This window comes from Streptomyces sp. NPDC060031 (assembly GCF_042736805.1).
Lineage (GTDB): Bacteria > Actinomycetota > Actinomycetes > Streptomycetales > Streptomycetaceae > Streptomyces.
Genome location: NZ_JBHWVM010000031.1, coordinates 51,246 through 63,379 on the forward strand (window position 1 = coordinate 51,246; position 12,134 = coordinate 63,379).

Sequence of the window (12,134 nt, forward strand, 5' to 3'; positions counted from 1 at the left end):
GGGGGACCGGGTGAGGGTGGAGCCGACCAGGGCCGGGGATGGGGATGGGGCCGGGGCCGGGGCCTACGGCAGTTGGCCCTCGCCCATCGACGCCGCGCTCGCCGCGTCGCTCGACGGCCGGCCCGAGTACGTGGGCACGGTCGGTGCCGAGGTGTGGTGGACCGAGCCCCGGCCGCGGGAGGGCGGCCGCCGCACGCTGGTACGCCGGCCCGCGGACGGCGGTCCCGAGGCCGCGGCGCTGCCCGCGCCGTGGAACGTGCGCAGCCGGGTCACGGAGTACGGCGGAGCGCCCTGGGCGGGCGTCGAACGCCTGGAGGGCGGGCCCCTGTTGGTCTTCGTCCACTTCGCCGACCAGCGGCTGTACGCGTACGAACCCGACGCGCCCGGAGCCCCGGACGGATCGCGGCCGCGCCCCCTCACGCCCGTCTCCTCGATGGGTGGCGGGCTGCGCTGGGCCGACCCGGTGCTGCGCGGCGGCGAGGTCTGGTGCGTGCTGGAGGAGTTCACCGGGCCCGCGCCGACCGACGTGCGCCGCGTGCTGGCCGCCGTACCACTGGACGGATCGGCCGCCGAGGACCGGTCCCTCGTGCGGGAGTTGACCGACGACCGGTACCGGTTCACCACCGGGCCGCGGCTGTCGCCGGACGGGCTCAGCGCCGCCTGGCTGGTCTGGGACCACCCCCGAATGCCGTGGGACGGGACCGAGTTGAGGCTCGCCGAGGTCACGCTGGACGGCCGGCTCGCGCAGGCCCGTACCGTGCTCGGCGGCCCGGACGAGGCCGTGGCCCAGGTGGAGTGGACCCCCGGCGGCACCCTCCTCGCGGTGAGCGACCGCGGCGGCTGGTGGAACCCGTACCGGGTGGATCCCGTGTCGGGAGAGGCCGTCAACCTGTGCCCGAGGGAAGAGGAGTTCGGCGGCCCCCTGTGGAAACCGGGGCTGCGGTGGCTCGCCCCGCTGCCAGGGGGTACCTCCCGGGCCGACGGCTCAGGGGGAGGGCTCGTCGCCGTCCTGCACGGGCAGGGCTCCTCCGTGCTCGGCGTTCTCGACCCGGAGAGCGGTGACCTGGTGGACGCGGCCGGGCCGTGGACGGCCTGGCAGCCCACCCTCGCCGTCAGCGGCAGCCGGGTCTACGGGGTCGCCGCGAGCCCCCGCAGCGCGTACGAGGTGGTGGAGCTGGACACCGCCACCGGCCATGCCCGGGTGATCGGCTCGGCGGGGGTGGACCCCGTGGACCCGGCGTACTACCCGGAGCCGCAGAGCCGGACCTTCCTCGGCCCCGCCGGCCGGGAGATCCACGCGCACGTCTACCCGCCGCACCACCCGGCCCGCCGGGCCCCGGCCGACGAGCTGCCCCCGTACGTGGTGTGGGCGCACGGTGGCCCCACCGACCACGTGCCGCCCGTACTGGACCTGCACATCGCGTACTTCACCTCGCGCGGCATCGGTGTGGTCGAGGTGAACTACGGCGGCTCCACCGGCTACGGGCGCGCCTACCGGGAACGGCTGCGCGAGCAATGGGGCGTGGTCGACGTCGAGGACTGCGCGGCCGTCGCCCGGGCCCTGGCCGCCGAGGGCACCGCCGACCCCGACCGGCTCGCCATCCGGGGCGCCAGCGCGGGCGGTTGGACGGCGGCGGCCTCACTGGCCGCCACCGACCTGTACGCCTGCGCGGCGATCATCTACCCGGTGCTGGACCTGCTCGGCTTCGCCGAGGAGACCCATGACCTGGAGTCCCGCTACATCGACGGCCTGGCCGGGCCGCCGCAGGCGCTGGCGAGGCGCTGCCGCGAGCGCTCGCCGGTGGCCCGCGCGGACCGGATCACGGCCCCGTTCGTGCTGCTCCAGGGCCTGGACGACCCAGTCTGCCCGCCGGCCCAGGCAGAGCGCCTCCTGGCCGCCATGCGCGGCCGCCCGGTGCCGCACGCGTACGTCGCTTTCGAGGGCGAGGGCCACGGTTTCAGGCGGGCGGAGACGATGGTCCGGGCGCTGGAGGCCGAACTGTCGCTGTACGCCCAGGTGTTCGGGATCGAGCGGACGGACATCCCACGGCTGGAGCTGCGCGCCTGACGGCCCGCGGCCTGACGGCCGGGACGCGCGTCAGGCCGTGTGCACCCAGATGCGGAGCGGGCCGAGCGAGGTGAACCCGGCGCGGACGGCGGCGTCCAGGTCGGCCCCGTGCTCGTAGCCGACGACGTCCAGGTCCGGCCAGCGGGCGGCGATCCGGGCCAGGACGCCCGCCCAGGCGGCGTCGGTGTCGGCCTCGTCCCGGGTGAACAGGTTGGACACGCCCACCACGCCACCGCCGGTGCTCGCGACGGCGCCGGCGACGATCCGGCCCCCGGCGCGGCCCGCCAGGAAGACGATGCCCTCGCCGAGCAGGGACGGGCGGAAGAGCCCGGTGCTCTCCTCGCCGTCCCAGGCGGCCTCCCAGGCCTCCAGTTCCCCGGCGTCCCCGACCTCGGACCACTCCAGGCGCGAGTCCGCCGCGCCCGCGGCCCCGGCCGGGCGGTGGATCCACTGCGCCTCGAAGAGCACTTCGAAGCCGGCCGGGACCAGGTCGAGCGTGGCGAAGCTGTCCTTCACCGAGCAGCCGGGCGCGTCGGTGTCGATCGCGGCCGCGATCGTGTCCGCCGAGGCCTCCGGGGTGAGGGAGACGGCGTCGGGGTACATCGGCGGGGTGCGCAGCGAGCTGGTCCAGGCGTCCGCGGCGAACTCGGGCCGCAGTCCGTGGCCGCGGCAGACCGCGTCGCACCAGTCGGCGTTGTTGCGCGCCGCCGCGAGCAGAAGTGCAGGGGTGTCGTGGGTGATGATCACACCGGGATCCTGCCACAGCACTAGCCTGGGCGGATGACCTTTTCCACGTACCTCGCCGAGGGGGAGCGGGTCGGGCTGCGCCCCTACCGGCTGGCAGACGGAGCCGAGTTCACCGCCCGCGTGCGCGAGAGCCGCGAGCTGCACCGGCCGTGGCTGTTCCCGCCCGCGACCGTCGAGGAGTACGAGCCGTACGCGGCCCGGCTGATCGACGCCGACGGGGACGCCGACGGCGGCGGCCGGGCCGGGTTCCTCGTCTGTGAGCGGGAGACCGGGGCCATCGCGGGCTTCGTCAACATCAACAACATCGTGCGCGGCGCCTTCCGGTGCGGTGCGCTCGGCTACGGGGCCTTCGCGCACGCCGCCGGCCGGGGGCTGCTGGGCGAGGCGCTGGACCTGGTCCTCGCCCACGCATTCGGCGCCCTCGGGCTGCACCGCCTGGAGGCGAACGTCCAGCCGGGCAACACCTCCTCGATCGCCCTGGTCAGGGGGCGGGGCTTCCGGCTGGAGGGGTTCTCCCCGGACTTCCTGCACGTCGACGGCGCCTGGCGGGACCACGAGCGCTGGGCCCTCACGGCCACTGTGCCGTCATGACGCAAATGCGGCGCCCGTGGCACGGACATCGCCCAGGATGAGGGCATGAGAAGCCTCGTACTCCTCGACGCCCCGTCCAACCTCGGCCTGCGGCCGCCCGCCCCCGGCGCCGTGCCCGGCGTGTACAAGCTGGCCGGCGCCCTGCGCGAACAGGGCCTGCTGGCCCGGCTCGGTGCACGCGAGGGCGGTGTCGTCGTCCCGCCGCGCTACGACCGCGGCGACTGGCAGGAGGGCGACGGGGTCTTCCACGCTGGCGCCCTCGCCGCGTACACGGTCACCCTCGCCGACCGGATCGAGCAGCACCTGCGGGCCGGTGAGTTCCCCGTCGTACTGGGCGGGGACTGCTCGATCCAGCTCGGCGCGGCCCTCGCCATGCGGCGGCTCGGGCGGTACGGACTGGCCGCGATCGACGGCTCCGCCGACTTCCGCCACCCCGGGAACACCGAGGTGAACGGGCCCGTCGGCGCGGCCGGCGGCGAGGAGCTCGCCCTGTCCACCGGGCGCGGCCAGGCCGATCTCGCCGACCTGGAGGGGCTCCGCCCGTACCTGCGGGACGAGGACGTGCGGCTCTTCGGACTGCGGGACGGGGACCCGGACCTCAAGGAGCTGCGCGCGGCCGGGTTCTTCGCCGCCACGGTCGGCGCGATCCGCGACCGAGGCGCCGGGCCGGTGGCGCGCACGGCCCTGGAGGGGCTGCACCCGCCGGTGACCTCCGGGTTCTGGGTCCACCTGGACGCGGACGCCCTGGACCCGAGCGTGATGCCGGCCGTGGACAGCCCGGACCCCGGCGGCCTGATCCCGGACGAACTCGCCGAGCTGCTGGGTGTGTTGGTGCGCTCACCGCGCTGCGTGGGGCTCAACGTCACCATCTACGACCCGGACCTGGACCCGGACGGGCGGGCGGGGGCGCTCCTCGCGGACCTGGTGGCGGGGGCGTTCACGTAGGGCCGTGAGTCGTGAACCGCGAACCGCGAACCGGGGGTAGGCCACTTCGGCCCGCCGGGCCTCCCAGGACCCGGTGATGACTCCCGGGGCGTCCGCGGCGCCGTCGAAATCGCCGTCCGGGTCGTCCTGCGAGGAGAACAGCGCCGGCGCGTCCTCCTTGGCCAGCACCCGCCGGAACCAGCGTCGTTCCACGTCGGCGAGGCGGCGGACCAGTCCGAGCAGCGAGAGGGTGGAAGGACTGACCGGCCGCAGGGACAACTCCGGTCCCAGAGCTGAACACTTGAGCAGTAGCGTCGTGCGCTGGGCCGCCAGCATGTCGGTGATCATGCGGCGCTCGTCGCCGGTCGCGGGGCCGTCGAACCGGCGCTCGGATTCGGCCCTGGGGGAAAGGCCGGCTCTTCGGCTCGGACCGGGGTCGGGGCTCGTCCTGCTGGTCACGTCCGCCATGATGAGGCATCTTTGCGTAATCCTGACCGGTGGTGATCCGCGAAACCCCTGTGCACCGGCCGCCGCTGCGTGTTCCATGCCCTCATGGCCACCACCGTCCGACGTGCCCTGCTGACCCTTCCCGCGGCCCCGTTGGGGCACGAGAACCCGCTGCCCGCCCTCCGTGCGCCCGACGGCGTGCACGTACTGGACGAGCGCTCGCGCGACGGGCTGCCGCGCGACATGGCGCGCCAGATCGGGTACGAGCCACTGCGCTCGGTGCTGCCCGTCCGGCTCCTCGACGGGTACCAACGGCAGCGGCAAGAGCGGGAGTTCGAGTCGGTCGTCATCGAGAACGAGCACCTGCGGGTCACCGTGCTGCCGGGCCTCGGCGGCCGGATCCACTCCCTCGTCCACCCGCCGTCCGGTCGTGAACTGCTGTACCGCAACCCGGTGTTCCAACCCGCCAACTTCGCGCTCAACGGCGCCTGGTTCTCCGGCGGCATCGAGTGGAACATCGGCGCGACCGGGCACACCACCCTCTCCTGCGCCCCCGTGCACGCCGCGCTCGTCCCGGCGCCCGACGGGGGCGTGATGGTGCGGCTGTGGGAGTGGGAGCGGCTGCGCGACCTGCCGTTCCAGGTGGACCTGTGGCTGCCGGAGGACTCGGAGTTCCTGTACGTCGGCGTCCGCGTGCGCAATCCGCACGAGCGCCCGGCGCCCGTGTACTGGTGGTCCAACATCGCCGTACCGGAAGACGAGGGCACCCGGGTGCTGGCCCCGGCCGAGGAGGCCTGGCACTTCGGGTACGAGCGCTCGCTGCGGCGCATCCCCGTACCGCAGTGGGAGGGCGCGGACCGCACGTACCCGCTGCGCAGCGAGTACCCGGCCGACTTCTTTTACGAGGTCCGGGACGGGGAGCGGCCCTGGATCGCCTCGCTGGACGCCGAGGGCCGCGGTCTCGTGCAGACCTCGACGGCGCGGCTGCGCGGGCGCAAGCTCTTCGTGTGGGGCGCGGGCGGTGGCGGGCGGCGCTGGCAGGAGTGGCTGACGCAGCCGGGTACGGGCGGCTACGCGGAGATCCAGGCGGGGCTGGCCCGGACCCAGCTGGAGCACGTACGGCTGGAAGCCGGGGCGGAGTTCAGCTGGCTGGAGGCGTACGGGGCGCTGTCGGCCGACGCTTCGGCGGTGCACGGCGGCGACTGGGCGGCGGCGCGCGCCTCGGCGGAGGCGGCGCTGGCGGCGGCCCTGCCGCGGGAGCGGGTCGAGGCGGCGTACGAGGCGTGGCGCGCCGACGCCGACACCGAACCGGGGGAGAGGCTGGCGGTCGGCTCGGGGTGGGGCGCGCTGGAGGTGCTCTGCGGGGGCTTCAAACTGCCGGGCACGCCCTTCGCCGAGTCCTCGCTGGGCGAGGCGCAGGCCCCTTGGCTGGAGCTGTGGCGCACCGGCGTCTTCCCGGCCCCGCGGCGGGTGGCGCCGCCGGGGCCGAGCCTGGTGGCCCCGCACTGGCGGGACATGCTGGAGACCGCCCCGGCGGACCCGCTGACCGAGTACCACCTCGGTGTCGCGCAGTGGCACGCCGGTGATGTGGCGCAGGCGGTGCGGAGCTGGGAGCGCGGGCTGGCGTTGGCCCCGTCGCGGTGGCCGCTGCTGAGGTGCATGGCGGTGGCGGACGCACTGGCGGGTGACCGGGCGCGGGCGGCGGCCTCGTACGCCGAGGCGTTCGACGACCTCGCGCAGGAGAGCCGGGGCAGCGCGGAGTGGCTGGCCGCCGAGTCCGCGCTGGGGCGGGAGGCGATGGCGGCGCTGCTGGCGGCCGGCCGCCTGGCGGCGGCGCGGTCCGTCTGGGACCGGCTCCGGCCGGCGTTGCGCGACCAGGGCCGCTTCCGGCTGCTGGCCGCCCGCCTGCTGGCGGCGGAGGGCCATGTGGTCGCGGCCCGCCGCGTCTTCGAAGACGGCTTCGAGCTCCCCGACCTCCGTGAGGGCGACGAAACCCTCTCCGAGGTCTGGTCCACCCTCACCGACCGCCCCCTTCCGCCCCACTACGACTTCCGCATGCGCCCACCGGTTTAGGCCGTCCCCGGCGGCGTCCCCGGCGGCGTCCGCGGGTCACGCCCGGCAGAGGACCTCGCCGTTCAGCACCGAGAACCAGGCGTCGGGTTCCGCGCCCCAGGTGCGCCAGGCGGCGGCGATCCGGGCCAGCTCCGCGGCGGTCGCGTGGCCGCCCCGGGTGGTGATGTCCGCGTACGCGGAGGCGGTCGTACGGTCCGCCCACAGTGCGGACCACCATGCCGTCTCCTCGGCGGTCGCGTAGCACCAGGCCGTCGCCGAGGACGCGATGTCCGTGAAGCCCGCCGCCCTCGCCCAGGAGCGCAGGCGGCGCCCGGCGTCCGGTTCGCCGCCGTTCGCGCGGGCCACCCGCCGGTACAGGCCCTGCCAGTCCGCCAGCCCCGGGGTCGCCGGGTACCAGGTCATCGCCGCGTAGTCCGCGTCCCGCGCCGCCACGATCCCGCCCGGGCGGCACACCCGCCGCATCTCCCGCAGCGCCTGGAGCGGGTCGCCGACGTGCTGCAGCACCTGATGGGCGTGGACCACGTCGAAGGAGTCGTCCGGGAACTCCAGCGCGTGCACGTCCGCCGTGGCGAACGAGACGTTGCGCAGGCCGCGCTCCTGCGCGTACGCGCCCGCCTGGGCCAGCACGTCCGGCGCCGCGTCCACCGCCGTGACCTGCCCGCCCGGTCCGACCAGCTCCGCCAGGTCCGCGGTGATCGTGCCCGGACCGCAGCCCACGTCCAGGACGGACATGCCGGGGCGCAGCTCACCGATCAGGTAGGCGGCCGAGTTCGCGGCGGTGCGCCAGCGGTGCGAGCGCAGGACCGACTCGTGGTGGCCGTGGGTGTAGACGGCGGTCTCCTTCATGGCGTTCACGGAAGTGACTCCTCGTCGTCGAAGTGGTGCCGAAGTGCTGGCGAAGTGGTGGCGAAGCTTGAGGCCAACCTAGAGGATCAGTTCGCACTATGAGATATGTGTTTTGCCATGTGGACACCGTGCTTGTGTACCAAGGGGATCGGGGAGGTCGGTGGCAGGGCGCAGCAGGTGCGAGGACAGTGGGGCCAGGGGGTGAACTCCGGGGCGAAGGACGGTGAGACCCATGCCGGACACGCTGCTCGAACAGCACGCCGAGGCGCTGCGGCTCTTCGGCGGTTACGTGCGGGCGATCGCGGACGACCAGTGGGCCGCGCCGACCCCGTGCACGGAGTGGAACGTACGGGAGCTGGTCAATCACGTGACCGGCGAACAGCGGTGGATCCCGCCGCTGGTCACGGACGGCCGCACCGTCGAGGACGTCGGGGACGAGCTCTCCGGCGACCTGCTCGGCGCGGACCCCGTCGCCGCCTGGGACCGGGCCGCGGCCGCCGCGCACGCGGCCTTCACCGCGTCCGGGGCGCTGGACCGCACCGTGCGCCTCTCCTACGGGCCCGCGCTCGGATCGGCGTACTGCTCGGAGCTGACCGCCGACTGCGTCGTGCACGCCTGGGACCTCGCCCGGGCGATCGGCGCCGACGACCGGCTGCCGGACTCCCTGGTCGAGTTCTCGATCAAGGAGGTCATGCCGTACGCCGACGGGCTCGCCGCGAGCGGGGCGTACGCGCCGCCGGTGGAGATCCAGGCGGGGGCCGACGCCCAGACCCGGCTGCTCGCACTCGTCGGGAGGCGGGGCTGACCGCGCCCCCACTCAATGGGCAAAGCGGAACGAATAGTCGTATAAAGACAAGGCCGGTGGGAGTGGCGGCGGGAGCGAGGCCCGGAGCGGGGCGGAAAGAGGTGGCGGGGAGTGGCGGGGACGCAGCGCACGACGGCCGAGGGCCGCGGTCCGGTCCGCTACGGACCGCCCGCCCCCCAGCCCGGCCTGCCCGTGCTGCCCGAGCTCACCGCCGTGCTCGCCGCCGCAGCCGGACGCTCCGCCCCCGAGCCCGCGGGCGGCGGCGAGCCCGTGCGCGAAGCGGCCTGCCGCCACTGGGGGCGCCGCGGGCTGCCGACCGTCCCCGAGAACGTGGCAGCCGGACCCGGCGCCGCCCCCCTGCTGCTCGCGCTGATCGGGGCGTACGGCGGTGACGTGCTGCTGCCCCGGCCCTGTCCCGCCTGGTGGACCCCGCAGGTCCGGCTGCTGGGACGGCGGGCCTACCACGTGCCCACGCCGGCCGAGTGCGGTGGCGTACCCGACCCGTACGCCCTGCTGGAGACCGTACGGCGGGTACGCGCCGAGGGCGGCGACCCGCGCATCCTGCTGCTCTCCGTCGCCGACGACCCGACCGCCACCGTGCCGCCGCCCGAACTGCTGCGGGAGGCCTGCGAGGCCGCCGCCGACGCCGGGCTGTTCGTCGTCAGTGACGAGAGCTGGCGCGACACCGTGCACCGCCCGCACGACACCCTCGTGCTCTCTCCGGCGGAGATGCTGCCCGACCGGGCCGCCGTGCTCGTCGACCTGTCCGGCGCGCTGCTGCCCGCCGGCTGGCCCGCCGCCGTGATCCGCTTCCCCGACACCGCGCGCGGCACCTGGCTGCGCGCCCGCACCCTCGACGTCCTGACCGCCACCGGGGCGCTGGTCGCGGGACCCGTCGCCGGGGCCGCCGCATACGCCCTCGACGAGCCCGACGCCGTCGCCGCACGCGCTCACGCGGCCGCCGCCCTGCACGGCGCCGTGGCCGCCGCCGCCCACCGGGAACTGCTGGCCGTCGGGGCGCTCGCCCGGCCCCCGCAGGCCGGACGGCACCTCTACGCCGACCTCACCCCGCTGCGCGCGGGCCTGGCCCGCCACGGGGTCGGCGACGCGATGGAGCTGGAGGACTGGCTCGGCGCCCGGCTCGGGGCGCCCACCCCCGGCGGCCAGCGGTTCGCCGACGAACCGGTCGCCCTGCGCGTGCGGTTGTCGACGGGACCGCTGCTCGGCGCCACCCCGCAGGAGCGGCTGACCGCGCTCACCGCACGCGACCCGCTGGCGCTCCCGCACGTACGGCGCTCCCTGGACCACCTCGGCGCGGTCCTCGCCGAACTCGCGTGACGGGAACCCACCCTGGACGGAGACTGCCCGATGGGGGACCAGGCGCGGAGCCCGGCCTCCTGCGGAGTGCCGCGCCCCACCGGGCCCCCGCGCCCGCTGGGGGAGCACCGGGTGTGGCCGCGCTCGTTCGCGGACCGGCTGACCAACCACCGCGCCGCCCGGACTGCGCGCCTTCGCCCGGCTCACCCGCGAGGGCGCCTTGCGGCCCGGCCCCGACGTCGAGGACGGCTACGGGACGTCCCCCTGGTGGGACGCGGGCTCGGTGCGCAGGCGCCGGAGGAGGGAAGGGGCCGCGCTGATCAGGAGGGTCAGGGCCACCGCCAGGGCCACGCCCTTCCACGGTTCCGAGAAGAGCGAGCCGCCGAGGATGCCGATCAGGCCGTACGTCGCCGCCCAGGCGAGGCAGGCGGGGGCGTCGCCGCGGGCGAAGCGGCGCAGCGGCAACCGCGCCAGCAGGCAGGCCAGCATCACCGGGATGCGGCCCGCCGGGACCAGGCGGGAGACCACCAGGACCAGCACCCCGTGTTCGTCCAGTCTCGTCTGCGCCTGCTCCAGCCGCTCCGGCGTGGCCCGGCCGCGCAGGGCCTCCAGCCAGCGCGAGCCGCCGCGGGAGCGCACCCCGCGCTGCCCCAGCCAGTACAGCGCGACGTCCCCGGTGAAGGCCGCCAGCGCCGCCACCCCGAACACCAGCAACAGCCCGAACGGCATCGACTGCTGGTGGAACGCCACCACCGCCGCCGAACTGACCAGCGCCCCCGTCGGGATCACGGGCACCAGCGCGCCGAGCGCCACCAGCACGAACAGCGCCGGGTAGCCGACGGCCTGCCGGGTCGTCTCCGGCGGGACCTGACCGGCCGTCGCCGCGAGGTCGAGCAGTGTCACGGCAGCCGCACCCGCTCCCCGTGCGCGGGTACCCGTACGGTCACCTTCGGCGCCAGCTGCCCGGCGAGCCGTACGAACTCCTCGCCCGGCGCGTGGAATTCGTGCGGCCGCACCGCGTCCATCCCGATCGGCCAGTACGTCCCGTAGTGCACCGGCACCGCCGCGGCCGGGTCCAGCGCGGCCAGCGCCCGCGCCGCCCGCCCCGGGTCCAGGTGCCCCTGCCCCAGGTAAGGCCCCCAGCCGCCCACCGGCAGCAGCGCCACGTCCACCGGCCCGACCTCCCCGGCCATCGCGTCGAACAGCCCGGTGTCCCCGGCGAAGTAGGTCCGCGCCTCGCCCTGCACCACGTAGCCGAGCGCCGGCGCCAGGTGCGGCCCGAACGGCAGCCGCCGCCCGTCGTGCCGCGCGCTGACCGCCCGTACCCGTACGCCGTCCCGTACGGCGAACTCCTCGCCCGGCGCCACCTCCGTGACGGCGAAGGAGCGCGCCCGCGCGAGCCGCGCCAGCCCCGGCACGGCCCGGCGCGCACCGCGCGGCACCACCAGCCGGGTCCCGGGCGCGAGCCGCGCCAGCGACGGCAGGTGCAGGTGGTCGGCGTGCAGGTGCGACACCAGCACCACGTCCGCCACGGCCGCCCGGGCCGGGGGCACCGCCCCGCGCCGCCGCCGCAGATGCGCCAGCCGCCGCGCGAACAGCGGGTCCGTGAGCAGCCGCACCCCGGAGTCCTCGACCGTGCACGTGGCATGGCCCCACCAGGTCACCTCCACCGGCACCGGCCTCCCCTCCCTCTCGCGCGTCCCCCGGACATCCCGGACCTCCCCGCACCTCCCGAGCCTAGAGGCTGCCCCTACGGTCCGCCTGGAACCGGAATCCGACGTCCCCTCCTCCCGGGCCGCGGATCGGAGTAGGGTCGGGCGACATGGATGAGCTGCGCGTGGCCGCGATCGCCAGCCTGGCCCCGCTCGAGGAACTCGACGCCGACCCCTTCGCCGTCGACACCCGGACCCAGCACGCCATGTGCGTCCGCTGGGCGGCCGACCGGGGCTACGTCGTGACGAGGCAACTGCTGATCTACGGGCTGCGCGCCGACCACTGCGGGCTCTGGTCCGACATCGACGCCGGACAGGTCGACCTGTTCGTCACCCCCAACCACCGCGTGCTGGCCCGCGCGCTGCGCTCCGTCGAGGAGTTCACCGCGGAGTGCGAGCGGCGCGGCGTACGGCTGGAGACGGCCGGGCGCGACGAGCCGCAGTACACCTCCGCGATGAAGGCCGAGGTGCACCGCAGGCTCTCCATGCCGACCGCGGGCTACGACGGCACCTAGAACCGTCGCGCGCACGCACGTACGCCACCCCTCTCGCCCGGCCCGCCGTGCCCGGCTGTGCGAGCCTGAGAGGTGACGGTGACCCGCGT

The 12,134-nt window shown here is 75.6% G+C and carries 12 protein-coding genes; 7 read left to right on the plus strand and 5 right to left on the minus strand.

Annotation, left to right across the window (positions count from 1 at the left end):
• The first annotated feature begins 10 nt into the window (after positions 1-10).
• Positions 11-2,068, plus strand: a complete 2,058-nt coding sequence (locus ACFWB8_RS16445) for a prolyl oligopeptidase family serine peptidase (RefSeq protein ID WP_385226550.1) — start codon at positions 11-13, stop codon at positions 2,066-2,068.
• Positions 2,069-2,098: 30 nt separating this feature from the next.
• Here the strand turns inward: ACFWB8_RS16445 and ACFWB8_RS16450 are convergent, their stop codons facing one another.
• Complete coding sequence (locus ACFWB8_RS16450) at positions 2,099-2,815, minus strand: hypothetical protein (protein ID WP_385226551.1); 717 nt, start codon at positions 2,813-2,815, stop codon at positions 2,099-2,101.
• 33 nt (positions 2,816-2,848) lie between these two features.
• Between ACFWB8_RS16450 and ACFWB8_RS16455 the strand changes: the two genes are divergently transcribed.
• Both ACFWB8_RS16455 and ACFWB8_RS16460 read left to right on the plus strand, forming a co-directional pair.
• Positions 2,849-3,406, plus strand: a complete 558-nt coding sequence (locus tag ACFWB8_RS16455) for a GNAT family N-acetyltransferase (RefSeq protein WP_385226553.1) — start codon at positions 2,849-2,851, stop codon at positions 3,404-3,406.
• A gap of 45 nt (positions 3,407-3,451) precedes the next feature.
• Positions 3,452-4,351: an arginase family protein gene (locus ACFWB8_RS16460; RefSeq protein ID WP_385226555.1), complete on the plus strand. Its 900-nt coding sequence runs from the start codon at positions 3,452-3,454 to the stop codon at positions 4,349-4,351.
• Here the strand turns inward: ACFWB8_RS16460 and ACFWB8_RS16465 are convergent.
• Positions 4,244-4,789, minus strand: coding sequence for a DUF664 domain-containing protein (locus ACFWB8_RS16465; RefSeq protein ID WP_385226557.1), 546 nt, complete (start codon positions 4,787-4,789; stop codon positions 4,244-4,246). The genes ACFWB8_RS16460 and ACFWB8_RS16465 overlap by 108 nt on opposite strands.
• Positions 4,790-4,882: 93 nt before the next feature.
• On the opposite strand from ACFWB8_RS16465, the gene ACFWB8_RS16470 reads away from it, so the two are divergent.
• On the plus strand, positions 4,883-6,850 hold the full coding sequence (locus ACFWB8_RS16470; RefSeq protein WP_385226559.1) for a DUF5107 domain-containing protein: 1,968 nt from the start codon (positions 4,883-4,885) through the stop codon (positions 6,848-6,850).
• A gap of 36 nt (positions 6,851-6,886) precedes the next feature.
• Here the strand turns inward: ACFWB8_RS16470 and ACFWB8_RS16475 are convergent, their stop codons facing one another.
• A complete protein-coding gene (locus tag ACFWB8_RS16475) occupies positions 6,887-7,696 on the minus strand; it encodes a methyltransferase domain-containing protein (RefSeq protein WP_385226597.1) in 810 nt (269 codons plus the stop codon).
• Positions 7,697-7,928: 232 nt separating this feature from the next.
• On the opposite strand from ACFWB8_RS16475, the gene ACFWB8_RS16480 reads away from it, so the two are divergent.
• Positions 7,929-8,501 carry a TIGR03086 family metal-binding protein gene (locus tag ACFWB8_RS16480; protein WP_385226561.1) on the plus strand — a complete coding sequence of 191 codons (573 nt, stop codon included), beginning with the start codon at positions 7,929-7,931 and terminating at the stop codon, positions 8,499-8,501.
• 111 nt (positions 8,502-8,612) lie between these two features.
• Positions 8,613-9,839, plus strand: a complete 1,227-nt coding sequence (locus ACFWB8_RS16485; RefSeq protein WP_385226563.1) for an aminotransferase class I/II-fold pyridoxal phosphate-dependent enzyme — start codon at positions 8,613-8,615, stop codon at positions 9,837-9,839.
• A gap of 228 nt (positions 9,840-10,067) precedes the next feature.
• Here the strand turns inward: ACFWB8_RS16485 and ACFWB8_RS16490 are convergent, their stop codons facing one another.
• Both ACFWB8_RS16490 and ACFWB8_RS16495 read right to left on the minus strand, forming a co-directional pair.
• The gene (locus tag ACFWB8_RS16490) at positions 10,068-10,715 is read right to left on the minus strand and encodes a DedA family protein (RefSeq protein WP_385226599.1); all 648 of its coding nucleotides are present in this window, start codon (positions 10,713-10,715) and stop codon (positions 10,068-10,070) included.
• Between the two features lie 2 nt (positions 10,716-10,717).
• Positions 10,718-11,494, minus strand: coding sequence for an MBL fold metallo-hydrolase (locus ACFWB8_RS16495; RefSeq protein WP_385226565.1), 777 nt, complete (start codon positions 11,492-11,494; stop codon positions 10,718-10,720).
• 146 nt (positions 11,495-11,640) lie between these two features.
• Here ACFWB8_RS16495 and ACFWB8_RS16500 point away from each other — a divergent pair, with 146 nt between their 5' ends.
• Positions 11,641-12,045, plus strand: coding sequence for a hypothetical protein (locus ACFWB8_RS16500; protein WP_385226567.1), 405 nt, complete (start codon positions 11,641-11,643; stop codon positions 12,043-12,045).
• Positions 12,046-12,134: the final 89 nt, after the last annotated feature.